This is a genomic window from Pseudoalteromonas sp. XMcav2-N, from assembly GCF_024124545.1.
GTDB lineage: Bacteria > Pseudomonadota > Gammaproteobacteria > Enterobacterales > Alteromonadaceae > Pseudoalteromonas.
The window spans coordinates 617,806-641,382 of record NZ_JAMXSF010000001.1; the positions used below are offsets into that span (position 1 = coordinate 617,806).

The window sequence follows — 23,577 nt, forward strand, 5'->3', positions numbered from 1 at the left end:
AGGTTACTCCTCCTTCAGTGCCAGTTGTGTATCTGGTGCAATGACAGGCGATGAGTCAAGACGCAGTTGCATTCCCTCCGAAGGGTATTCCAGTGCGGATGTGATCAATTGCTGACCGTCAGTCAGGCCCTCAGTCGCTATCGCATATCCGTCGACTTCACGGATAACAGAAATGGGCTTAAAGGTAAGCTGCTGGTTGTTGTCGAGCAACGCAACTTTCCCTTCGTGGATCAGATGACGGGGAATACGCATTGCGTTAGCCACGGAGATCCCCTGAATTTGCGCTGTCAGGTAAGTGCCAAAGCGCAGCGGCTGTGCCTGATCCTGATAAGGCGCATTCACCTGAGCAACCAGATAAGTCATCCGGCTTTTGTTATCAACAACGCCTTCGCTACGTACGATTTTTCCTTGCCAGGAAACGGGTTGTCCAGCCACTTTTGCAGATAAAGTTACCGCAGCATCAATGCCATTGTTATTCAGGTACCTAAGTTCATGGTCTGCAACGGGCAAACGGATTTCTGCTACTGATGTTGCATTCAGGACACCCAAGGTACTACCTGGGTTGACAACACTGCCCAGACTTAAAGAACGGCTGGTAATAATTGCGTCATAAGGGGCTTTGATATAGGTACGCTCAAGGTTACGTTTTGCTCGTTTAACACTGGCCTGAGCTGCTTTGAAACGTGCCAGTTTTTCTGCCAACTGTGGTTTGCGCAAATAAAGCTCAGAAGGGATCGTCGATTGCGCATTGTCTTTAATACGTTGCCACTCTGTTTTTGCAACATGTGCCTGAGCCTGTTCGATTTCCAGCGCAGAATGCGCCTGAGCCAGACTGGCCTCGGCCTCTATCAGCGCTGCCTCATAGTCATTGGGGTCAATGCGAGCCAGGGTTTCTCCTTGTTGCACAAAGCCGCCTTTGACGAATTTGTCTGACAGTGCAATAAGCTGCCCACTGACCTGAGCGACCAGCTCGGTACTGTATTTAGGAGCAACGAGCCCGTATGAGTCCACCATCAATTGCATGGGAGCCATATCAATTGGCTGGACTTCAACCAATGGATGAATGACTTTTTCGGGTTTTTCTTCGGGCGGTTGCTTCATTGCTGAAAATGCAAAAGCGGTAGCCAAGCCACCTACGAGCACCGCAACGGGTAATAGGATTTGTTTTTTACTAGCCACGAGTTATTCCTTCCATCAATAACGGTTGAATCGATTTCTCTAACCTGATTAAGGATACGCGAACAGATGTGTCTGGGTGTTTTAAACATTTCAAATTGTGTAACAAGGCATTGCAAGGATGTCAGCTTGCTTACGTCTGGCAAGATAATGACCTTAGTGTTTTCGTTGATGAGTTGTCGTATAATGATGCGCTTTATTATTTACCAAAACTAAATTGTGAAGGGTCAGATGGAGTGTCGTTTAGGCTGTGGAGCCTGTTGTATTGCACCAAGTATCAGTTCGCCAATCCCAGGGATGCCGCAGGGCAAACCTGCGGGAGAGCGCTGTGTACAACTAAATGATAACAACTTGTGTAAATTATTTGGCGATCCTCGTCGGCCCAAAGTATGTGGTGACTTCGTGCCCTGCGAAGATGTCTGTGGTACGGATAACGCGCATGCTATGTGGCTTATTACTGAGCTTGAGCAATGTACTTAGCACCAATCAGCATGAGCAGATAATACACACTAGAGACTAGCTCTCTAGCTAACTGCAATAAATGTTCTCTTCTTAGACCAAAATCAGCAAGTTTTTCATATGTAATGGCCAGCACTCAATTGCCTCTGGGCTGAGGTTTAATTGGTTTGACTGATATTGGCTAACAAATCCGCTACATTTTCTTCTTCTCTTAGGGTCAGAACATCGCATCCGCCGGGCGTCACCAGAATAGTGTGCTCTGCCTGAGCCGACAGTGCGCGATCTCGTGTCACTACGGTCCAGCCATCTTTGAGTGTCTTAACTTTGTGACTTCCCTGATTGAGCATAGGTTCAATGGTGAATGTCATGCCAGGAACAAGCTTCATCCCAGTGCCCGGTCGTCCGAAATGCAACACCTCTGGCGCCTCATGCATCTCCATACCAATTCCGTGGCCGCAATATTCCCGCACGACACTTAAGCCCTTAAGCCGGGCGAAGTCCCCAATCGCATAGCCAATATCGCCCAGGGTAGCACCGGGTTTCACCTGATTGATCCCACGCCAAAGTGCGGTGACGGTGTCGTTCACCAACGCCCGTGCCGCGTCACTGGCGCTCGGCATCACATACATTTTACTGGAGTCTGCGATATAACCTTGGTGCTTGAGAGTGATGTCTACGTTCAGAATGTCCTGTTCGCTTATGATGTGACGTGCACTGGGCATACCATGGCAGACGACTTCATTCACCGATGTGTTAATGGAGTAGGGGTAACCATATTGCCCTTTGCTTGCAGGTATAGCTCCCAATACGTCCACTATATAATGTTCAACAAACTCATCCAGTTGTAGCGTTGTCACGCCGGGTTTTACTTGCTCATCCAGGGCTTTAAATACTTGTGCTAACAGCGCACCGGATTCGCGCATTTGCGCGATCGCTGCCTTATTTTTGATCGTGACCTGAGTCAATGGTGTCACTCCTTGCGTGATTAAGCTGCTGTTTGATTATTTGTGCAAAGGTCTTGTCGGGATTCAGTTCTGCCAGCCGACCCATTTTGATCCAGAACTCAGCTTGTGCATTGATAGAGCGGGACATAACCTGACTTGCCTGTCGCAGCTCTTCGTGTATTTCGTCTGAAATTTTAACGATACCCATGGTTATTCATTGTGTATATGTTTCGTATATAAATCATATAATGATATTAAGCAAAGACGCAATACTATTCTTTGTGGTTCTGATTGTGACAGATGAAAAGCAGGTTGAGCTTAATGTCAGCACCGAGCTCATAGGGTGGATAGTGAGATAAGAAGCAGCTGGTGTTAGAGCGCGTTGTGGTAGACGCAATTCCGAGTGTAACGAACAGTCATTTTTGTACAATCGTACAGATAAAAAAACGCCCGACTCTGTGTGAGTCGGGCTTAGGGAAAGGCTCAAATTCGGAGCCGTGCGCTAACTTAAAAACACCTTCTAATTACAAGGGAGAAGTAGAAAGTCATTTAAGTGTAGCTAAGGCTTCATAAAATTTACAAACATTTGAAATATTAATTATTTCAATAAAAACAATGCATTAATTTCATATGAACGAATCGTCTTAAAATTATCAAAACCTTTTGTTCAGGTTATACCCAAGTTATCAACTGGCCATTTAGGACTAAATCCCGCGGAAGCTTGTTCTTGATTTTAGCCTTCTGCCATTTGCCAAGCCCGACAGGTGCACCACATAGCGTAAGTACCACCTCACCTTGGGCAGGACCCACAGTGTCAAGACGAATATCCTGTCCCTGAAAGTAAGCTTTTGCCTGACTGGCATTCAGTGCGAAGGTATTGTTGGTTGCCAGGTGACCCAGACAAGTTGCAAACTCATGCTCCAGTTTTACGCCATTTTTGTGAGTCGTGGCGACTTTGATACCTATGCGTGAGTATTTTATCTTTTCCTGAAGCTTTTCCATATCTTGTGGAAACAACCATAGCTCTTTATCCCGGCCCATCAGTTGGCCGGGCAGGGCTGTGATCCCAAACTGTTGCTTGATACTGGTCTCAAATGCTTGTAAGTCTTTCTTGGCGCAGGATGAAAAAGGGAATTGCCCTTTCTTTTTCTTTTGTTGTGAATGCACAACACTGCCTGTTTTTTTGAATTTGGCGATGAAAAAGCCTTCACTGTCGTAGATCTGTGGCCACACATGCAGATAACCTTGCTCAGTCGCTGCTTTATTGGCCTCGGGGAACAGGTCATGGAGTGATATGATCTCGATATCTCCTGCGAAGGTGTCGAGCAGATGATCACAGATCTGCTGGTTTTCCAGGGGGGTCAGGGTACAGGTCGAATACACTAAGGTTCCACCTGGCTTAAGTGCCATAAAAGCACTGTGGATCAGTGTTTTTTGTACCTCCGCAATCTCCTGATTGGATGCCAGCGACCAGTTTTTAAATGCGTCAGGGTCTTTACGGACCGTGCCTTCTCCAGAGCAAGGCGCATCGAGTAAGATATGGTCAAAACTTTCATACATGTAATCACCAAACACCTGACCATCAAAATGCGACAGTGCACAGTTTGCAACGCCCATGCGTTTGAGGGTAGCTGCCAGTGTTTTCAGTCGGGATGAGGAAAGCTCATTAGCGATCAGTATTCCCTGGTTATCCATTAAAGCGGCCAGCTGGGATGTTTTTGACCCTGGCGCTGCCGCCATATCCAGCACAGTGTCTCCGGGTGTCAGCGATGTGGCCAGTGCCATAGGAGGTAGCATGGAGCTTGCCTCCTGAACATAAATACAGCCGCTAAGGTGCAGCGCTGTATTGCCGATAGGCAGGTTCTTTTCTTCTTCATCAGGGCGGGTCAGCCAGTAGCCGTGTTCACACCAGGGGATAGGCTCAATTTGCCAGTGCAGTTGTGCAGCCTGATGTTCAAATTCTTGTTGTGACATTTTCAGCGTATTGACACGAATCGCACGTCTTAAGCCTTTGCGGCAGCTGGCGATGAAATCGTCCATAGTCAGATGCGCAGGTATGTAGCTGGCGACATCATCAATAAATTCATCGGGAATATAAGTTTTATTGTCCAAAGTCATTATCTCTTGCACTTTATGTGACTAGTTTATCACTAATTGACACCACACGGGGATAGGCTCATCTCTACAGGCTATATTCTTTGTTGCGAGGATGTACTAGCCTATTTGTCTTGAATATATGAAAAAACATATATAATATAATTCGCATGTTTGGAAGTATGGAATCTGAGGTTTCTTCTGAGGGGGCTTAGAAGAGGTCAGCTTTATTAAAAAAGGTAATTCACATGACTATTAAAGTAGGTATCAATGGATTCGGACGCATGGGCAGGCTCACCATGCGAGCACTATGGCAAACTGCAGGCATTGAAATTGTTAAAATCAATGACCCAGGCGGCGATGCGTACACACTGGCTCACTTGATGACTTTTGATTCAGTGCATGGCAAATGGGAGTGGGAAGCCGAGGCCAGCGATGAGAAAACCATGGTGATTGCAGATAAACGCATCGCGGTGGAGCAGCAAACTCAGCTGGAAAAAATTGACTGGTCAGACTGTGATTTAGTGATTGAAGCCAGTGGTAAATTGAAAAGCAAAGAAAAGCTGTCTGGCTATTTTTCTCAGGGTGTAAAACAGGTGGTTGTAACTGCGCCTGTTAAAGAAGAGGGGGTTCTGAATGTCGTGATGGGCGTTAACCATCAGCTATTTGATGCTGACTCTCACCCAATTGTCACAGCGGCCTCATGCACGACTAACTGTCTGGCGCCTGTAGTTAAAGTTTTGCAGGACAACATCGGCATTAAACACGGCTCAATGACAACCATCCACGACATCACAAACACCCAGACAATTATCGATGCGCCACATAAGGACTTGCGCAGAGCGCGCGCCTGCGGCAGCAGTTTAATACCGACAACAACAGGGTCGGCAACAGCAATTACCCATATTTTCCCGGAGTTGAAAGGCAAGCTGAATGGTCATGCCGTTCGAGTACCACTGACTAACGCATCAATTACAGACTGTGTGTTTGAAGTCAATCGTGAGACCACAGTGGAAGAAATCAATGGCTGGATGGAGCAGGCTGCACAAGGGGAGCTTGCAGGTATTTTGGGCTATGAAACGCGCCCTCTGGTGTCTGTCGACTATAAAACAGATCCTCGCAGTGCCATTGTAGATGCACTGTCTACCATGGTAGTAAATGGTACTCAGGTTAAACTTTATGTGTGGTATGACAATGAATGGGGTTACGCTAACCGTACCGCAGATCTGGTTCGCCATGTGATTGCACAGCGCTGGGGGTAAGCGTGTTACAACAGCTTTCTGCGCCCATTAAGCAGTATCTGGTTATAACTGGCAATTATTGGTCGTTTACCCTGACCGATGGGGCACTACGTATGTTGGTGGTGTTGTATTTCCATCAGCTGGGGTACAGTCCTATCGCAATCGCCTCGTTATTTTTACTTTACGAAGTGTTTGGGGTCGTGACTAATTTGGTTGGTGGCTGGCTGGGTGCCAGAATGGGCCTGAACAAGACTATGAATGTGGGCTTGTTCCTGCAAATTGTGGCCCTCCTTATGCTGGTTGTGGACCCGCAGTGGCTTAGCGTCGCGTATGTGATGGTGGCCCAGGCGCTATCCGGTATTGCCAAAGACTTGAATAAAATGAGTGCCAAAAGTGCCATTAAGCTGCTGGTGCCTAAAGATCAGGATGGTGTACTGTTTAAGTGGGTTGCTATTCTCACAGGGTCGAAAAATGCGCTAAAGGGTGTGGGATTCTTCATGGGCGGCCTGCTCCTGACACAGCTAGGCTTTCAGGGCGCGCTGTGGTTTATGAGCACTATGCTGCTGGTAACCTGGGTACTCAGTTTACTATTACTCAAGCAAGACCTGGGTAAGAAAAAGCACAAGCCTAAGTTCTCAGAAATGTTTTCGACCAGTAAGCAGGTAAACTGGTTATCCGCCGCGCGGTTATTTTTATTTGCTTCCCGTGATGTCTGGTTTGTAGTGGCTTTGCCGGTCTATCTGGCCAGTGTATTTGGCTGGGATCACTGGTGGGTTGGCGGTTTTATGGCAAGCTGGGTCATTGCTTATGGGCTGGTTCAGGCCAATGCCCCCAGGCTGCTGGGTAATCGACGCTCAAATACGCAACAAGCTTTTGTCTGGGTGGCTCTGTTAACTCTGTTACCTGCGCTAATTGCCCTGGCATTGTGGTCCCAATGGTATGTACAAGTGTCGATTGTCGCGGGTTTACTGATATTTGGTGCCGTGTTCGCAGTGAACTCTTCTCTGCACAGCTTTTTGATTGTGCATTTTGCTGATGAAGATGGGGTGTCAATGGATGTTGGCTTCTATTATATGGCGAATGCGATGGGTCGCCTTGCGGGAACCATATTATCGGGCCTTGCCTATCAGTATGGCGGGCTAGTTAGCTGCTTACTGATATCAAGTGTTTTACTCATGCTTGCGACTGCGCTTACCTATGGGCTTAAACGCCACACCAGGTAGGGCTTTAAAAGTAAGACAAACCAGGAGGTTTGTCTTACTTTATGAGCGCATTGAGATGTTTATGGCAACTTAAAGCTCGCGGTGATTTGCTTGAGCTTTCTTGACTGTTTATCCAAATCCAGGCTGGCACTGGCCACCTGATCTGCGCCTGCTGCGTTATCCAGTGCGGCTTGTTTAATAGCGTCAATATTGTAACTGATCTCTTCAGTGGTTGAGGTCTGCTGTTGTGCTTCCTGAGCGATTCGTTTTGCACTTGCCGAAATTTCCTGAATTTGTGCGAAGCTGGTTTGCAGGCTGACAGCACTCTCATTGGTTGCTGAGATGGATGCTTGAGCAACTTCGGCAGACTGATGCATTTTATCAACCGCTTGTGCGGTCGCACTTTGTAGCTCCTGGATCATGGTTTCTATGTCACCGGTAGACTGTTGAGTTTTGTAGGCAAGCTGGCGTACTTCGTCTGCAACGACGGCAAAACCACGGCCATGCTCGCCAGCTCTGGCTGCCTCTATGGCGGCATTGAGCGCCAACAGGTTGGTCTGCTCGGTGATAGCCTGGATCACCTCAATCACTTTACCTATGTTCTGAGCACCTGATTCTACCTCTTTGATCGCTTGCTCAGAGTCGCTGATCACCTGATCGAGAGTTGTCATTTTAGAAACGCATTCCGCCAATGTCTGGCTCGCAGCCTGAGTACTGTCTTGTGTGTCGACGCTGAGCGTTGCAACCTGATTGGCGCTATTCGCGACACTTTCGACTGACTGAGCCGTGGCGGCTATGGCAAGGGCGACTTGCTCAATGTTTGCATGTTGCTCCTGCAAGCTGGTGTTGGCCTGCTCACTGGCGGCACTGGTCTGGCTGGCCGTAACGGCAAGCTGAGAAGTTGTTTCACTGATAGTCCCAATCACGCCGGTGAGATAGCTGGTCATTTGCCTCATAGCGCCGTACACACCGGTCACATTGGTGTCCTGGCTAAAATCCTGGCGCAAATCACCTGAAGCAATACGCTCACTGATGTCGCGCATTGTGCTGGGCTCTCCACCTAGTGGGCGTAGTACCGAGCTTGCGATCAACCAGGTTGCTATGCTGATTGCGATAATTGCAATAGCACCTATTAGGGCAATAAACCAATACAATTGATAAATTGGCGCAAATGCCTCAGCTTTGTCAATCTCACTGAGTAACACCCAGTTCAGGTCAGCAAATTGAAATGGCATATAGGCCGACAAAACGGGGTTACCATTGTAATCAATAATCAGCTCTGTCTCAGAAAAGCCTTGCAGGCCGCGCCTGACTGCATAGGTATCAACGCCATTACGCGCTACCGAGCCGGCAAAACTGGCCGTTACACTATGCGCTGTTGGATCCAGGTAGGAGTCGGAACGCATTCTTAAATCTGAGCCTACCAGATAGGATTCGCCTGTTTTGCCCATACCATCACGTTGTTGCATGATGTCGTTAATCGTATCTATGGCGATTTGTAACGCAATAACGGAGTGAATTTGCCCGTCAACCTGAATCGGCACACCGATAAATGCCGCGGGCTCGTTATTACTCGGAGCGTATTGTTGGTAATCTGTGATGGAAAACTGACGACCATTGAGTGCGTTACGAAATAGCTGAGCAAGTCCTGAATCGCGATAAGGCCCGGTTCTCAGGTTGGTCTGATAGTCACTCTCTTTAGCGACGGTGTAGCTAATAAAACCGTTAGTCTCGATGATAAACAGGTCATAAAACCCTTTTTGCTCGATAAAATGCTTGAACAGAGCGTGATTATCTCGGGCGAGCTCAGCGGTGCCTGAGCGAGTCTTGGAGCTGGCAATTTGCTGCCATTGTGCAGCGATCAGGCTCAGATCTGCCTTACGGGCCTTGAAATAATCGTCGATTTGACGGTGTTTAATGTGTTTGATGGAGGTCAGCTGGTTATAAGCCTGGCGCTCTAATGCATCTGATGCGGTAATTAAGGATGTGATTGCCATAAACGCAGCGGGCAGCAAGCCAACGAGCATGAATGAAATCAACAAACGGAGTTTGGTGGACATGGGGTACCTGACTTAAGGTTGTTTTGCTAAATGCAATTAAAAATGATTATTATCACATATTGTAAACAAAAATCCCTTTAGTGGGAACTCTGACATCCGAAAAGTTAAAAAAAAGAAACTAAATTCTTATTTTTGTTTTCGTTCCAAGAGTGTTTACGTTTTTGATTGTGACTCTAAATGGCAGGGTTCTGCGAGGGCAGACACCGGACGCTGGCGCATCCGGCCTGTAACAACATTTACTTAACTAAGCTCTATTGCCTGGATCTGAACGGTTTGCTCGTCTTCTTCCTGTTCTGCGCCCGCGGGCATACTCGGGAATTCCGGCTTATCGAGCGCAATATCGCCACCATCAATAACGTCGTCTTTTTGCAAAGTACGGAAATCGAACAAAGCATGATCTGCCAGGTGTGAGGGCACGACGTTTTGCATGGCTGTAAAAATGCTCTCAATTCTGCCCGGGTGAGTGCTATTCCACTCATTGAGCATTGCTTTAACATGCTTACGCTGCAGGTTTTCCTGTGAGCCGCAAAGGTTACACGGAATGATAGGGAATGCCTGACTCTTCGCATAACGAGCAATGTCAGCTTCTTTACAGTACGCCAGCGGTCGGATAACCATATGCTGACCATCATCACTCATTAGCTTAGGTGGCATGCCTTTTAATTTACCGCCATAGAACATGTTTAAAAACATCGTCTCAATCATGTCATCACGGTGGTGTCCCAGGGCAATTTTAGTGGCGCCCATTTCTTTTGCAGTTCGGTACAGGATACCGCGACGCAGGCGTGAACACAGTGAGCAGGTTGTTTTGCCTTCGGGGATTTTGTCTTTGACGATAGAGTAGGTGTCTTCCTCAACGATTTTATATTCTACGCCAAGGGTATCCAGATATTCAGGTAAGATATGCTCAGGAAAGCCAGGCTGCTTTTGATCCAGGTTGATTGCAAACACATCGAACTTGATAGGGGCGACACGCTGAAGGTGTTGCAACACATCCAGCAGAGTATAGCTGTCTTTACCGCCAGACAGGCAAACCATAATGCGGTCACCATCTTCGATCATATTAAAATCGCCTACAGCCTGACCGGCCAGCCTTCTTAAGCGTTTTTGCAACTTGTTAAGGCTATATGCTTGCTTAGCTTCTTGTGAGTGAGACACTCGCCCCCCTATATCAAAATGACGGCAAAAATAAATAAGGGCGCATTATACCGTCAGACCAGTAAACTGCAATATAAGTGGTGAGATTACAATCGGGGGCAGGGAAGAGCGGGTCGACACGCAACTGCGTGCCGATCATAATGGTTTATTTACTGTGCGAGCGGGCTTTTATAGCCATCCGGTTTGAGTGCCAGTACATCACAGTCAAGGCTATCGATGACATGTTCGGCGGTGTTACCGACCAATGCCGCACTGAGGCCTGTTCGTCCAACGGTACCAATAACAACCAACTCTGCATTCTGCTCACTCGCAATATGGGGGATTACGTCTTCTGGTAAGCCCTCTTTAATAACACATTGTGCTTTGCTAAGACCAAAACGCTCTGCCAGTGCCCAGGTTTCCTCCTCATGGTGTTTCTTCACCGCTTCGTTGTATTGCGATGGATTAAACTCAGGGATCTCAATGGCGATGTTTACTGGTGTTGCCGGATAGGTGTTGACCAGACTCAGAGATGCGTTGGCCAGCTCACATAAAAATTGCGCATCTTTGATGATACGATGATTCAGCGCCTGATGTTGTTCATCATCACTGACAGCATTGACTGCTGCAAGTATTTCGCCTTTTTCTGGCCAGGCATGATCTTTGACCAATAAGACTGGGGCAGGGCACTTTCTGATCAAATGCCAGTCTGTAGGAGTAAAAATCACGGATTTGAGCGTATCATGCTGATGAGTGGCTTTGATCACAAGATCAAACTGTTGTTCAAGCACGGTTTTGATAATGGCCTCGTAGGGGCGGTTGTGCCAGACTACTTTGGTTTCAATATCGATGTTTTGATAGCCGCTGGTAAGCTCCGCAATCCAGGCCTCACGGTCTTTGATTACCGCTTCCCTCATCGCCTCACGTTCTTCTCGCGATAACATTGTGGTCATCTCGTAAGAAAAGTCATAAATGGATAAAAAGGCGGTGATTTTTGCACCCGTTTTTTGCGCCAGACTGATAGAACGATCCAGGCTGTTCTGTTGTTGTTTGGTCGGATCTATGACGGTGAGAATGCGTTTGATTTGTTCCATAATGGGCTCCTTAATCTTGCACGGACGATTTCAACTCTGTTTACAGTGTAATCGAAATCGCCGTGGGATAAAGGAAAAGTGGGCTGTTAATTGCCTTAGATCAAAGAGAAATTGCTGCGGTCTTTGCTAGCGTATCAATATCCAGAATGGTAATGAATTTGCCCTCTACTTTGATAATTTCCGCCTTTTGGAAGCGGCTAAGCAATCGGCTGATTGTTTCAACGGTCAAGCCCAGATAATTGCCAATTTCACCGCGGGTCATGGTAAAACGGAACTCTTTACGTGAGAAGCCTCTCTCGCCAAATCGATTAGACAGATTAAAGATGAAAGTCGCAAGACGCTCTTCGGCTGTCTTCTTGTTTAGCAACAGCAGCATCTCCTGATCGTAGTTGATCTCGCTACTCATGAGGCGCATGATCTGTTGCCTGAGTTTAGGTAGCTTGCCCGCCAGTTCATCTAAAGTATCAAATGGGATTTCACACACCATGGACGTTTCAAGTGCCTGAGCAAAACTTTGATGCTGCATCTTATTGATGGCATCAAATCCAACTAAGTCTCCCGCCAGGTGAAACCCGGTGATCTGCTCGTCACCCTGTTCTGAGATAGTATAAGATTTGAATGATCCGGAACGAACGGCAAAGATAGCATTGAGCTCGCTCCCGGATTCGAACAAAAAGTCCCCTTTGTGGAGGGGTTTTTTACGCTCGATGATTTCATCTAGCTTATCCATTTCGCTGCCGTTTAAAGAGAAGGGCAGACACAATTGGCTGATGCTACAGTTATTGCAGCTGATAGTACATTGACTTTTTGAACGATTACTTAAATCCATAACAAATCCGTTATCTATGACGCACGTTAATGACATTCTATTAGATGCGGTCATATTTTAATACTTGAACTTTTCAATATCTGTAATTCAGATATTCTTCTACTATTGCAGGCGTTGCGACTAAAGGGGGTTAAGCGACTACCACCCGTCGATCACTGATTGCCAAAAAATTCCCATTCTCTGACTCAGTTTAATGACGCTCATCTAATAGTATTACCACTGCTAGATTAATGTACTAGTTTGTCGGTTGCAATGATTAGTAGATAAAAGCCATACCAAATAAAAATATTGCCAAGCGCAATACGTGTAGCCTTATGATTCAAAAATGTATTGAGCAGTTGGGCGGTTTGTCCTACCGCGAGCATTGCAGGAAAAGTGCCCAGTGCAAAGGCGGCCATCGTGAGCGCACCGCTGAAGCTGCCATCTGCCTGAAGAGTCCAGGTCAGTGCCGAATAGACCAGACCACAAGGCAGCCAGCCCCATAGAGCACCGTATGCCAGCGCCTTTGTCTTACTGTCGACTGGGAGTAAATACTTGTTAAGTTGCACCAGGCGTTGCCAGAGCAACCACTTTCCTGCTTTTTCCAGCCAGTTTAACGTTGCTGCCAGGCGCATCACATAGACACCAACCAGCAACATAAATACGCCACTCAGCACATTCAGGATGTTGGCAAATAGGGTGCTTTGTTTCGCAAATGCGGCTCCGAGTCCGGCAACCAATGCTCCGGCCACCATATAACTGCCTAATCTGCCCAGATTATAGAGCAGTGCGGTTACAAACGGCGACTGCTTGGTTTGAGCTAGTTGCAGGCTTGATGCAATACCACCACACATGACCAGACAATGGCCGCTTCCGACCAAGCCCATCACAAAGGCGCTAAACAGGCTTATCTCGGTCATTACTTTTATTATGTTGCTCTTTGTCGTCTTCGAACAGAATGCTGTGTCCTTGCTTGTTCAGATCAGAGAACTGTTCGCTTTTGACGGCCCAAAAAAACACCCCGATTGCGATAATGACAAACAAGATCGCAATGGGAATAAGGATATAGATAATACTCATAGCTTCAATAACCTCAAAGAGTTAGTGATCACCAGAATCGAGCTCGCAGACATCCCAATGACGGCCACCCAGGGTGGCACAAGTCCCATCGCTGCGAGCGGTAATATTGAGCCATTGTAACAGAGTGACAAAGTGAGGTTCTGTTTTATTACTGTTTTGGTCTTTTTAGCGACCTGATGCAGTGTTTGTAGTGATTTAAGGTCGCTGTTAAGCAACACGACATCCGCCGTATTTTTGGAAATATCTGCGCCGGTCTCCATTGCAATGGACAAGTGCGCACTATTAAATACCGGACTGTCATTAACGCCATCACCGACCATGCCAACAATATGCTGCTGTGCAGACCAGGATTCTACCTGCTGTTGCTTATCCTGCGGAGAGCAAGCGTTTTTGTAGGTATCCAACCCAAGTTCTAAGGCCAAGTTTTTGACCGCATTTGAGCTGTCACCACTAAGCAAATGGCAGCTTAGGCCCTGACCTTGTGCATAGCTGATGATCTCAGGCGCGCTATTTCTGACTTTGTCTGCAAGATAGAAATCTGCAACTGGTTGGTCATCGACAAAGAGGGTTGCTTGTGCAAAAGAGCTGTGATTGCCAAACCAGGCAGACTTACCAATGGCAACCTTTTGCTGACCACAGCGGGCTTTTACACCACTGCCAGTGATGACTTCCACGTCACTCAGCTTCCTGGGTGACACCACTTGTTCGGTGAAAGCTTTGGCAATCGGATGTTCTGAATAGCGTTCAAGCGCGACGGCCAGCGCCATTACGTCGGATTCCTGCCAACTTGTATCAAGCACGCTGATGGATTCAATTGAGAAGCGTCCTTCAGTGAGGGTACCTGTCTTGTCAAACGCCATTCTGGTGAGTTTAGGCACGGTTTCCAAAACATGACTTTCTTTGATCAGGATCCCTTTTCGGGTGAGTGTGGCAACAGCACATGTCAAAGCTGTTGGGATAGCCAAGCTCAGTGCACATGGACAAGTTGCAACCAATACGGAAATAGTGACCCAAAACGCATGGGGTGGATCTATCTGGTACCAGGCAACTGCGGTGATGGAGGCGAAAATTAATAAACAGGCCACGAACCACTGTGCTACTTTGTCAGTGACTTCGACTATTTTAGGCCGTTTTGTCAGGGCATTATGTTGTAGCTTAATGATTTGATTGAGCAGGGTGTTTTGCCCGACTTTGTTGATTTCAATGGTGATCACGCCATCGTGGTTGATAGTACCTGCATAGACCTGGTGAGTCTGATACTTTTTAACCGGCAGATGTTCTCCCGTCATCATTGATTCATCAACTGTGGTAGAGCCTGAGATCAGCACGCCATCGGCAGGGATGGTTTCACCAGGCTTGATCATAATCTGATCGTTCAGTTGCAGGCTTTTCGCGGCGACTATTTTTTGTTCACCATCAGGCAGCAGCTTACGTGCAGTCAGAGGGAGCAGTTTTTGTAGATTGGCAGTAAATTCACTGGCTTTCAGCCGGGCTCTGAACTCCAGATATTTGCCGAGCAATAGCAAAAAGGTGAACATACAAATTGATTCAAAGTAGACTTCGCCCACCGACATCACAGTGGCGTAACAGCTTGCCGCATAGGCACCAAAAATGGCCAGCGAGACGGGCAGATCCATATTGAGCTGCTTAGCTCTGAGGCCTTTGATGGCATTGGTCAAAAATGGCATGGCCGAGTAGAGGATCACCGGAGAGGCTAAAAATAAACTGATCCAGCGGAAGTATTGTTCGAAATTGTCTTCCATGCCGGAAAACATGCCAAAATACATGGCAAACGCGAACATCATGACCTGCATGGTCATGAGGCCGGCAACGCCTAGCCGACGTAAATAGGCTTTAGCGACGGTTTGTTTTTGCGCGGCTTCATCATCGGCCTGAAAAGGGTAGGCCTTATAGCCAATTTGATGTAGTGATTTGATGATATCACTGAGCTTACATTGCTGTGGGTGCCACAGGATCATAGCTCTGTGTGTCGACGTGTTCACATCAACCCGGGCAATGCCTTTGAGTCCAAGTAGTTGTTTTTCGATAAGCCAGGCACAGGCCGCGCAGCTGATCCCTTCAACACTTAGTAACACCTCTTGCAGTTCGCCTTGCTGACTTACAAAGTCTTGCTGGATATCGGCATTGTCGTAACTGAGCAGCTCTTTTAATTGCTCCGGAACAAGCTCTTCTACCTTGCCAGCACTGTCGGTGCGAAATTTGTAGTAGTCGCTCATGCCCTGAGCAAGAATGGTTTCGGCGACCGCCTGACAGCCAGTGCAGCACACTGGCTGCGGCTGACCTTCAAACTCTATGTGAGCAGAAAACCCCGGCGGTACGGGCTCCAGACAATGAAAACAACTGGTTGTCATAGTGTCTACTTATATTCTGGAGAAATGGCGACTTTCTGTGCGGTGGGCAGCTGAAGTTTCTCTTTTAACTTCCAGCTCTGGTCCATAGGTTCAAGAAACACGGTAAACGCACCACGATGAGGTTCATCCAGAATCGCGGTAAACTCGCCTGCGGCATTGGCCAGCAGGGTGACCTCAAAATCATATTTTTTGACTGTTCGGTGATAAAAAGAGGCTTTCAGGGCATTTACCTTGCTGTGATCCCCTTTAGTAAAGGTAAAGCTGACTCTGTCTTCACTGACATCAAGATCACCATGTAAATACAAAGCTTTGGCTTTATCGAATTTGCTGAGTTCAAGGTTAATGGCTTTGCCTTTTTTGTAGTAGTCGTCGACTACCATGTCCGGACCATTACCGACGGCAAAGATCACCAAAAATACGCAGGCAATTATGGTAACCAGCGGAAAAAACATTAAAAACCAAGGCCAAAAATTCTTATACCAGGGAGTAGGGTTCATAACGACTCAACAGCTTAATTTCAGTGGCAATATTCTATCTTATTTGGGGGTAAATACCTAAAAAAAAGCCTCCGATTGGAGGCTTTTTTGATCTTAAATAAACTTATAATCTATTCGATTATTTCTCCTGAGAGAGGCTGTACACGTAAGCTGTTAGCAGGTGCACTTTGTCTTCACCCAGAATGTCTTTCCACGCTGGCATTACACCGGCACGGCCGTGACGTAGTGTTTCTTCAACAGCACGTTGAGAACCACCATACAACCAGATGTTGTCAGTCAGGTCAGGTGCACCGAAAGGCAGGTTATGGGCAACAGAGCCTTTACCGTCCATACCGTGACAGGCCGCACACATTGCGAACTTGGCTTGACCCGCAGCTGCATCTTTTTGGTTTACCTTACGACCAGACAAGCTCAGTACATAAGCAGTCATTTCTTTGATGCCCTGATCACCCAGTGCATCTTGCCAACCTGGCATCGCAGCAACACGACCTTGCAGTAGTGTTTCTTTGATCTTGTCAGGTGTACCGCCATATAACCAGTCATTGTCTGCCAGGTTAGGGAAGCCCATTGCGCCACGTGCATCGGAACCGTGACATTGTGCACAGTTCTGAGCGAACAGGCGTTGACCAATTTCTAGTGCTTTTTGATCTTTTGCCAGTGTCTCGATATCTTGCTCAGCAAACGCTTTGAAGATAGGGCCGAAACGCTCGTCAGCAGCTTCAAACTCTTTATCGAGTTGAACCCAGTGACCATTTGCTTTGGCTTCTTCCGTTGCTTGTTTTGACTCTTCAAGAGACGTCACGCCCTGGTTAGAGCTCGTCCAGTTCAAAAAGCCTGCAAAGTTACCCAGACCCGGGTAAGCAGCAAGATAGTAAACAGACCAGATAAATGTTGCGAAGAACATGTAAGTCCACCACTTTGGTAGTGGGTTGTTCAGTTCTTCGATTCCGTCAAACTCATGACCACAACTTTCGCCTTCTTCAACACCTGTGTAGTTTTTCAGGTTCCAAAGCAGCAGGCCAAAGATCAGAGCCAGACACGCCAAGGTCAATACAATGACCCAAATACTCCAAAAGCTAGTCATTTTTCAGACTCCTTTTCCTCGTTTGAGATTGTCTTGTTGTGTTTCTTTTCATCTTCAAAGATGGCATTGGCAGCGTCATCAAAACGACGTTTGCTACGCTTGCTGTATGCCCACACAACAATCACTATGAACAGTACTAATATTACCAGAGTCAAAATGCCTCTGTATGTGCCGTAATCCATAACAAATTACTTCAAATGTGTGCCAAGTTGCTGAAGGTAGGCAATCAGGGCTTCCATTTCGGTTTTGCCCTTTACTGCTGCCTCAGCACCCTGAATGTCCTCATCGGTGTATGGCACACCAAAGTTACGGAACACTTCAAGTTTCTTAGCGGTTAATTGACCGTCCAATACATTCTCATTGAGCCAAGGGTAGCCAGGCATATTTGACTCAGGTACTACAGAGCGAGGATCCATCAGGTGAGCAAAATGCCAGTCATCAGAATAACGTTGACCAACACGTGCCAGGTCTGGACCTGTACGCTTAGAGCCCCACTGGAACGGGTGATCCCAAACAGATTCACCAGCTACAGAGTAATGGCCATAGCGCTCAACTTCGTCGCGGAATGGGCGGATCATCTGTGAGTGACAGTTGTAACAACCTTCACGGACATAGATGTCACGACCTTCCATTTCCAGCGCTGTAAGAGGGCGTAAGCCTTCAACTGGCTGGGTGGTGTCTTTTTGGAACATCAGTGGTGTGATCTCAACGAGTGCACCAAAACTGATGGCAAAAACCGTCAGGATAGCCATCAGGCCGACGTTCTTTTCGACGATTTCATGTTTGTTTGTAGAGTTATTATTGCTCATACTCGACACCCCTTAAGCCATTTGCGTGTTAGCTTCAGTGGTCAAAGAACCACTCTTAGCTACCACAGTACGGTAAACGTTGTAAGCCATTACCAGCATACCAACCACGATGAATACACCGCCCAGGAATCGCATGATGTAGAAAGGCTTAGACGCTTCAAGAGATTGTACGAAGCTGTACATCAAAGTACCGTCAGAGTTAACTGCACGCCACATCAGACCTTGCATTACGCCAGAGATCCACATTGCAACGATATACAGAACAACACCAACTGTGTGTAACCAGAAGTGGGTGTTAACCAGTTTTACACTGTACATGTTCGCGTGACCAAATAGCGCAGGGATCAGGTGATAGATGGCACCGATAGAGATCATTGCTACCCAACCCAGTGCACCTGAGTGTACGTGGCCGACAGTCCAGTCAGTGTAGTGTGATAGCGCGTTTACAGATTTGATTGCCATCATAGGGCCTTCGAAGGTCGACATACCGTAGAAAGACAGAGAAACAACTAGGAAACGCAGTACTGGGTCGGTACGTAGTTTGTGCCACGCGCCAGACAGCGTCATGATACCATTGATCATGCCACCCCAAGACGGAACGAACAGGATCACAGACATCACCATGCCTAAAGACTGAGTCCAGTCAGGCAGTGCTGTGTAGTGCAGGTGGTGAGGACCAGCCCAGATGTATAGAGAAACTAGTGCCCAGAAGTGAACAACCGATAAACGGTAAGAGTAAACAGGGCGACCTGCTTGCTTAGGCACAAAGTAGTACATCATACCCAGGAAGCCTGCGGTTAGTAGGAAACCTACCGCGTTGTGACCGTACCACCACTGAACCATTGCATCAACCGCACCGGCATAAATAGAGTATGACTTGGTGAGGGACACAGGTACAGCCATGCTGTTTACGATGTGAAGTACTGCAACGGTGATAATGAAGCCCGCATAGAACCAGTTCGCAACGTAGATATGAGACACTTTACGTTTGATCAACGTACCGAAGAAAACAACGGCATACGTAACCCAAACAACAGCAATAGCAATATCGATTGGCCACTCAAGCTCAGCATATTCTTTAGAAGATGTGATACCCAGTGGCAGTGTGATAGCTGCTGCAAGAATGATTGCCTGCCAGCCCCAGAAAGTGAAAGCGGCTAGCTTGTCAGAGAATAGACGCGTCTGACACGTGCGTTGTACAACATAGTAAGATGTTGCAAAAAGTGCACTTGTACCAAATGCGAAGATTACTGCGTTCGTGTGTAACGGACGAAGTCGAGAGTAAGTTAACCATGGAATGTCGAAGTTTAACGCAGGCCACGCAAGTTGCGCCGCGATAAATACACCTACACCCATGCCAACGATGCCCCAAATCACTGTCATTATAGCGAATTGGCGTACAACCTTATAATTGTACTCAGTTTGTGATGCTACTGTTTGGCTCATTTTCTGGATTCCGCTGCAATTAATGCGATTAGAAATGATTAACCTGTAATACAGGCCCTGTTTTTTATTTCAACAAACCCGTTGGAGTTACATCCTCTAGAATGGAGCTCTAACCAGCTTGAGAAACCCTTATTTTTGCAAGGAAATAATAATTTTTTTGCAAACGAAAAGATACTACAAACACCTAAAATAATGACATCAATCAAATTTTGAACGAGTCACTTGTTCAATGAGTACGCGAATTGCGCAATATCAAAACAAATTGCAAAACTTGACGCCAAAGGCTGGTCGAAAAGACCTATTCCACTTACACTGGATTTCTTTTCTCAATGTCACACACTTCGTATTATGCAGAAAACTTGCACATTCACCGGTGTTTTTATAGTCACTTTTCTAACGGCCTGTTCAGACCCAGCTACTATTATACATGAAAGTTCAGAAAAAAGTGAAAGTTCGCAAATTTCCTTGAATTGTATTGCCTCAGATCCTTGTAAAAGTGACGGTGCAGCGCTTTGGAGCTCAGCTAAAAAACTGCATCCGGAGACCCCGTTTGACTTATCCCTGGCCCTTAGCTCGTCTGATATAAAGGTACAGTCCGCTTGGTTGGAAGGCACTCAAATGTACATGGGAACCATCCCTGTTTTTTTTACACAGAAGAAAAGTGAGCTTTGGTCTGCCGAGGTTATGGTGGGCGCTTGCAGCGAACCTGTGATGGAGTGGCGTCTGACAGTCGAACTGACTGATTTGACGGGGGAGGGAGAATATGTCAGAAATGTCACATTTAGCCTCTATACTACGCAAGAATGAAATCTATGTTGGAAAAGTTCACCTTTGCGTTTTATATTTGTTTACAAAGAAGTGTGTTTTGCAATGACTTTGTTAAGAGTATTGAGTATATTGATGGGCTAAAGTACCCAAATTAGCTTAGAGTCTCGTTTGACAAAAACATTCGCATAGGCAAATAAATAAAGAAAAACACGCAAGCTATTTAAGGAGACCTCTAGTGGCAAAGCGCATGAATAAATTTACTCCAGTGGCATCCACCATTGCATTAAGCCTTGGCCTAACCGGCTGTAGCTTATTTGACAGTGATGATAACAAACCTATGGTCAACCCTCCTCCAGCCCCATCCGAAGTAGAAAGTACTGTTGCTGCTAAGTTTAACGTTTCAGTATCTGGTAAGGCCGTTAAGGGCACTTTGAGTGGCGCTATGGTTAGTGTGAAGACTGTAGACGCGCAAGGCAATATGGTTGACCTGGCTTATCGAACAGCTGCTGGCGAAGAGTCTGCGACAGAAACAGCGGAAAGCGAAAGTGAAGCCAAAGCAAAAGCGGAAGCTAAATTAATCAGCGGTAACCCTGCAGAGTTGAAAACATCAGCACAAGGTTTATATGAAATCTATGTTGATGAAGGGTTTTCGGGGCCGCTTTACATCACAGTGAAGACAACCAAAGATGGTGATGCACTCGTTAAGTGTGATGCATTTGCTGGATGTGGTGTGGGTACTGCAGTAAAAGTAAATGATGGTTCTGTCTTTAACGACAATGGTAAGGTCGACTTTGGCGAGTGGTACAAAGACGATATCGAGTTGTCTGTTGTCAAGCTGATTTCTGCGAACACCGCAGCCAGAGCTGCATCGGCTAAAGGCAGCCCGTCGTACGCAGATGGTGACGACGGTTCTTATAAAGCGAATTTGTCTGTATTTACGTCAACAGCAGCACGCATTTTGCTTGCCGGGGAGTCTGCAATCGACTCTGCTGCGATAGGACAAGCCAGTATTCAGGTAATTGGTCAGCTTGTGGGAGATCTTTCCTTAGTTGCAACACTGGCCAGTGACTTATCGCTGGGTGGTGTGGTTGACTTTACTGATGTTGATGGAACTGAAAAGCTTGACGCTGGTGCGCTTGTGTTGGTGCAGGTTGCGTCTTCACTCCAATCTCTGGCTGGTAAAGAAAGCAGAACAGTTGCGGACGTATTAGCTGAGTTGTCTGGTGATGTTGAGCAAGGCAACCTGGGTAGTAGTCAGGTATTTTCTAAGCTAAAAACCGAAACACAGAAAGCAGGTAAAGTCTTAAACGCGATTGTGTCAGGTGATGATGCGGCTATCAAAGCAGCGTTAATCGAAGCGGGTGTTGATGAGGGTGATGTCGATCAGGTTGCGGCTGATGCTAAAGCAGCAAAAGATAAAGCAGTTAAAAATGGTGCCACATCAGATGATCAACTAAAAGATGATTCAGGTAAAGTGGTTGACCAACTTGACGACCTGGGTAACGGTGATACCTCGTTAGATAATTTAAATGCTTCGCTGCTGGCAAGTATTGAGGCCAGTAAGCAAACGCTGACAGGCAGTGATGCTCAGCTGGATGAATTTGCTGCATCATTGACTGCTGTTAAAGCCTTGGCAGCCGATGCTGAAACCAAAGAAAAAGCCATCGCTTATGGTAGTGCTGCAGTCGTCCTGGACACGCAATTTACGGCTGCGACTTCAACAGATGCAGAGGGCGACAATCTCGGTAAGTTGCTGGTTCGTGAACTCTCTGGGGCTGAGCAACTGGTTTCTGCTTCTTCAGGGTTGGTGACTTTGGATGCTAAGTATCAACCAACACTGACACAAGCAGGTGAGTTGTTAACCCAGGTCACTGCGTTAGTTGCCCAAAAAGACCAGCTAGGTGGCCAAATTTCTGCTGAGCTGGAAGCTGCCAATGCGAAGATAGCGGAGTTTGGTGCCACGCTTGATGTTGCTAAACAAGCGTCGGATGAGAGCCTGCTGGTTGCGAAGGAAAGTAAAGAAGTAGCAATTGCTAAGAAAGGCGAAATGGAAGTCCAATTCCAGGCAGCGATGACTGCTGTAGCTGCAATTACAGATCAAGCCTCTGCCGAAGCTGCGTTGAGTGAATTAGTAAAAGCTCAAACTAGCCTGCAAGACGTTATTGCTGCATACCAGGCATTAGAGACCGCTGCAAAAGCCTCATTGGAGCTCGCTAACACATATAAAACTCTTGCCCAAAACCAAAATGCCTCAACTGATGCTGCTGATCTCGCTATCAATGAGTCGAATGAGTTGATTGATGAAGCGGTGCTTGAGATTTCTGGACTCCAAGGAAACACAGCGCAACAAATTGAAGATTACAGAATGACGGCGCTGGCCATGCAGGGCACGGACAAAATGGTTACGCTCAGTTTCGTAACTAAAGAAGGCGCTGATGCTACATTTAATGCGGGCGAAATTATCTATGATGTAGTGAAAGATATCTGGGATTCGGGATTAGACTCGGGCGACCATAGTGGTACAGCTCCTAACTTCCCTGATTGGAAGTACAGCTATAACACAAACACTTATGCTCTGAGTCTGGAAAATACTAAAGGTGATGAGAAGATTGCTGCTAACGGTCAGGTTAACTCTGGTGCACAGAGTAAGATTATCTTTACCTGGTCTGGTTACATGATGGCGGACTCTGGTCAAAAGGTTGAGATTAAGTCCCCTGATTTGGCTGAGTGTGAGCGTTGGGCTATTGATGCCATCGAAATGCCAAATGCATCTTGTTCAGTACTTTATGTTGATGGCAGTATCCAGAATGTAGAAGATGCACGAGACTTTGATATTTCACGTGGTAAGACGTTCAACTTGATTGAGTTTGTGGATGGCCAATATGGATTCAACGGATACTTCCATTCTGAGTTGACTGCCGTTGACCAGCAAGGTAACCCTTCTCCATTGTTTGTTGACGATTCAACTGAGTTGGCTTCAATTGTGCTCAAAGGTGACAGCGAAGGTACAGAGTTTACCGCGCGCTTTGATATTCGCAATGAAGATAACAACGACGACCTAGGCATGGCTGAAGTGTCGATTGATAACTTTAACGGCTATGTATTTAAAGTTGGTCTAATCGATCAAGATGGTCCGCTACTCGGAAGTGTATCATTACTTAATGATATCGCTCAGTCAGTTGAGGTAGGCAGTGTTGAGGAAATTACAAACGGTTTCCGTGTTGATTACTTTACTGGCCTGTCAATCGAGTATACGGATATTGACTTTATCGGTCAGTCTAGCAACTAATGTAAGCCAATTTAAAA

General features: G+C 46.7%; 20 protein-coding genes. 4 read left to right on the forward strand and 16 right to left on the reverse strand.

The window, feature by feature from the left end:
• Nucleotides 1–3 precede the first annotated feature (3 nt).
• Complete coding sequence (locus NH568_RS02510) at nt 4–1,179, reverse strand: efflux RND transporter periplasmic adaptor subunit (RefSeq protein WP_253044409.1); 1,176 nt, start codon at nt 1,177–1,179, stop codon at nt 4–6.
• Between the two features lie 228 nt (nt 1,180–1,407).
• On the opposite strand from NH568_RS02510, the gene NH568_RS02515 reads away from it, so the two are divergent.
• Nucleotides 1,408–1,656, forward strand: a complete 249-nt coding sequence (locus tag NH568_RS02515) for a YkgJ family cysteine cluster protein (RefSeq protein ID WP_253044410.1) — start codon at nt 1,408–1,410, stop codon at nt 1,654–1,656.
• Nucleotides 1,657–1,793: 137 nt separating this feature from the next.
• Here NH568_RS02515 and map read toward each other — a convergent pair whose 3' ends face one another.
• The 3 genes from map to rsmF form a co-directional block, all read right to left on the reverse strand.
• Nucleotides 1,794–2,600, reverse strand: coding sequence for a type I methionyl aminopeptidase (gene map / locus NH568_RS02520; RefSeq protein ID WP_253044411.1), 807 nt, complete (start codon nt 2,598–2,600; stop codon nt 1,794–1,796).
• Nucleotides 2,575–2,787: a ParD-like family protein gene (locus NH568_RS02525; protein ID WP_253044412.1), complete on the reverse strand. Its 213-nt coding sequence runs from the start codon at nt 2,785–2,787 to the stop codon at nt 2,575–2,577. The genes map and NH568_RS02525 overlap by 26 nt, the downstream gene beginning before the upstream one ends.
• Before the next feature lie 464 nt (nt 2,788–3,251).
• The gene (rsmF, locus tag NH568_RS02530; RefSeq protein ID WP_253044413.1) at nt 3,252–4,691 is read right to left on the reverse strand and encodes a 16S rRNA (cytosine(1407)-C(5))-methyltransferase RsmF; all 1,440 of its coding nucleotides are present in this window, start codon (nt 4,689–4,691) and stop codon (nt 3,252–3,254) included.
• Nucleotides 4,692–4,921: 230 nt separating this feature from the next.
• Between rsmF and NH568_RS02535 the strand changes: the two genes are divergently transcribed.
• Together NH568_RS02535 and arsJ are read left to right on the forward strand one after the other, a co-directional pair.
• A complete protein-coding gene (locus NH568_RS02535; RefSeq protein ID WP_253044414.1) occupies nt 4,922–5,935 on the forward strand; it encodes an ArsJ-associated glyceraldehyde-3-phosphate dehydrogenase in 1,014 nt (337 codons plus the stop codon).
• Between the two features lie 2 nt (nt 5,936–5,937).
• The gene (gene arsJ, locus NH568_RS02540) at nt 5,938–7,137 is read left to right on the forward strand and encodes an organoarsenical effux MFS transporter ArsJ (protein WP_253044415.1); all 1,200 of its coding nucleotides are present in this window, start codon (nt 5,938–5,940) and stop codon (nt 7,135–7,137) included.
• Nucleotides 7,138–7,196: 59 nt separating this feature from the next.
• Here arsJ and NH568_RS02545 read toward each other — a convergent pair whose 3' ends face one another.
• The 12 genes from NH568_RS02545 to ccoN form a co-directional block, all read right to left on the reverse strand.
• Entirely contained in the window at nt 7,197–9,176 is a 1,980-nt protein-coding gene (locus NH568_RS02545) for a methyl-accepting chemotaxis protein (RefSeq protein WP_253044416.1), read from the reverse strand.
• Nucleotides 9,177–9,416: 240 nt separating this feature from the next.
• Nucleotides 9,417–10,334 (reverse strand): tRNA 2-thiocytidine(32) synthetase TtcA, encoded by a 918-nt coding sequence (gene ttcA / locus NH568_RS02550; protein WP_253044417.1) that lies wholly within the window; start codon nt 10,332–10,334, stop codon nt 9,417–9,419.
• A gap of 149 nt (nt 10,335–10,483) precedes the next feature.
• The gene (gene uspE, locus NH568_RS02555; RefSeq protein ID WP_253044418.1) at nt 10,484–11,407 is read right to left on the reverse strand and encodes a universal stress protein UspE; all 924 of its coding nucleotides are present in this window, start codon (nt 11,405–11,407) and stop codon (nt 10,484–10,486) included.
• Nucleotides 11,408–11,507: 100 nt separating this feature from the next.
• Nucleotides 11,508–12,236: an FNR family transcription factor gene (locus tag NH568_RS02560; RefSeq protein WP_253044419.1), complete on the reverse strand. Its 729-nt coding sequence runs from the start codon at nt 12,234–12,236 to the stop codon at nt 11,508–11,510.
• A 227-nt stretch (nt 12,237–12,463) separates the two neighbouring features.
• The gene (locus NH568_RS02565) at nt 12,464–13,135 is read right to left on the reverse strand and encodes a sulfite exporter TauE/SafE family protein (protein ID WP_253044420.1); all 672 of its coding nucleotides are present in this window, start codon (nt 13,133–13,135) and stop codon (nt 12,464–12,466) included.
• Nucleotides 13,113–13,295: a cbb3-type cytochrome oxidase assembly protein CcoS gene (gene ccoS / locus NH568_RS02570; RefSeq protein WP_054013844.1), complete on the reverse strand. Its 183-nt coding sequence runs from the start codon at nt 13,293–13,295 to the stop codon at nt 13,113–13,115. The genes NH568_RS02565 and ccoS overlap by 23 nt, the downstream gene beginning before the upstream one ends.
• Nucleotides 13,292–15,667: a heavy metal translocating P-type ATPase gene (locus NH568_RS02575; protein WP_253044421.1), complete on the reverse strand. Its 2,376-nt coding sequence runs from the start codon at nt 15,665–15,667 to the stop codon at nt 13,292–13,294. The genes ccoS and NH568_RS02575 overlap by 4 nt, the downstream gene beginning before the upstream one ends.
• Nucleotides 15,668–15,672: 5 nt before the next feature.
• Nucleotides 15,673–16,164: a FixH family protein gene (locus NH568_RS02580; protein ID WP_054013842.1), complete on the reverse strand. Its 492-nt coding sequence runs from the start codon at nt 16,162–16,164 to the stop codon at nt 15,673–15,675.
• Nucleotides 16,165–16,282: 118 nt separating this feature from the next.
• On the reverse strand, nt 16,283–17,248 hold the full coding sequence (gene ccoP / locus NH568_RS02585; protein WP_253044422.1) for a cytochrome-c oxidase, cbb3-type subunit III: 966 nt from the start codon (nt 17,246–17,248) through the stop codon (nt 16,283–16,285).
• Nucleotides 17,245–17,430, reverse strand: coding sequence for a cbb3-type cytochrome c oxidase subunit 3 (locus NH568_RS02590; protein WP_253044423.1), 186 nt, complete (start codon nt 17,428–17,430; stop codon nt 17,245–17,247). The genes ccoP and NH568_RS02590 overlap by 4 nt, the downstream gene beginning before the upstream one ends.
• Nucleotides 17,431–17,436: 6 nt before the next feature.
• Nucleotides 17,437–18,057 carry a cytochrome-c oxidase, cbb3-type subunit II gene (ccoO, locus tag NH568_RS02595; protein ID WP_054013840.1) on the reverse strand — a complete coding sequence of 207 codons (621 nt, stop codon included), beginning with the start codon at nt 18,055–18,057 and terminating at the stop codon, nt 17,437–17,439.
• Nucleotides 18,058–18,069: 12 nt separating this feature from the next.
• Nucleotides 18,070–19,503, reverse strand: a complete 1,434-nt coding sequence (ccoN, locus tag NH568_RS02600) for a cytochrome-c oxidase, cbb3-type subunit I (RefSeq protein WP_138552104.1) — start codon at nt 19,501–19,503, stop codon at nt 18,070–18,072.
• Nucleotides 19,504–20,518: 1,015 nt separating this feature from the next.
• Between ccoN and NH568_RS02605 the strand changes: the two genes are divergently transcribed.
• Nucleotides 20,519–23,560 (forward strand): hypothetical protein, encoded by a 3,042-nt coding sequence (locus NH568_RS02605; RefSeq protein WP_253044424.1) that lies wholly within the window; start codon nt 20,519–20,521, stop codon nt 23,558–23,560.
• The last annotated feature ends 17 nt before the right edge of the window (nt 23,561–23,577 follow it).

Bases quoted from the DNA above. Each gene is read 5' to 3' on its own strand.
- NH568_RS02515 (WP_253044410.1), top strand. From the start codon at position 1,408: ATGGAGTGTCGTTTAGGCTGTGGAGCCTGTTGTATTGCACCAAGTATC.
- NH568_RS02525 (WP_253044412.1), bottom strand. From the start codon at position 2,787: ATGGGTATCGTTAAAATTTCAGACGAAATACACGAAGAGCTGCGACAG.
- NH568_RS02535 (WP_253044414.1), top strand. From the start codon at position 4,922: ATGACTATTAAAGTAGGTATCAATGGATTCGGACGCATGGGCAGGCTC.
- NH568_RS02545 (WP_253044416.1), bottom strand. From the start codon at position 9,176: ATGTCCACCAAACTCCGTTTGTTGATTTCATTCATGCTCGTTGGCTTG.
- uspE (WP_253044418.1), bottom strand. From the start codon at position 11,407: ATGGAACAAATCAAACGCATTCTCACCGTCATAGATCCGACCAAACAA.
- NH568_RS02560 (WP_253044419.1), bottom strand. From the start codon at position 12,236: ATGGATTTAAGTAATCGTTCAAAAAGTCAATGTACTATCAGCTGCAAT.
- NH568_RS02565 (WP_253044420.1), bottom strand. From the start codon at position 13,135: ATGACCGAGATAAGCCTGTTTAGCGCCTTTGTGATGGGCTTGGTCGGA.
- ccoS (WP_054013844.1), bottom strand. From the start codon at position 13,295: ATGAGTATTATCTATATCCTTATTCCCATTGCGATCTTGTTTGTCATT.
- NH568_RS02575 (WP_253044421.1), bottom strand. From the start codon at position 15,667: ATGACAACCAGTTGTTTTCATTGTCTGGAGCCCGTACCGCCGGGGTTT.
- NH568_RS02580 (WP_054013842.1), bottom strand. From the start codon at position 16,164: ATGAACCCTACTCCCTGGTATAAGAATTTTTGGCCTTGGTTTTTAATG.
- ccoP (WP_253044422.1), bottom strand. From the start codon at position 17,248: ATGACTAGCTTTTGGAGTATTTGGGTCATTGTATTGACCTTGGCGTGT.
- NH568_RS02590 (WP_253044423.1), bottom strand. From the start codon at position 17,430: ATGGATTACGGCACATACAGAGGCATTTTGACTCTGGTAATATTAGTA.
- ccoO (WP_054013840.1), bottom strand. From the start codon at position 18,057: ATGAGCAATAATAACTCTACAAACAAACATGAAATCGTCGAAAAGAAC.
- ccoN (WP_138552104.1), bottom strand. From the start codon at position 19,503: ATGAGCCAAACAGTAGCATCACAAACTGAGTACAATTATAAGGTTGTA.
- NH568_RS02605 (WP_253044424.1), top strand. From the start codon at position 20,519: ATGAATAAATTTACTCCAGTGGCATCCACCATTGCATTAAGCCTTGGC.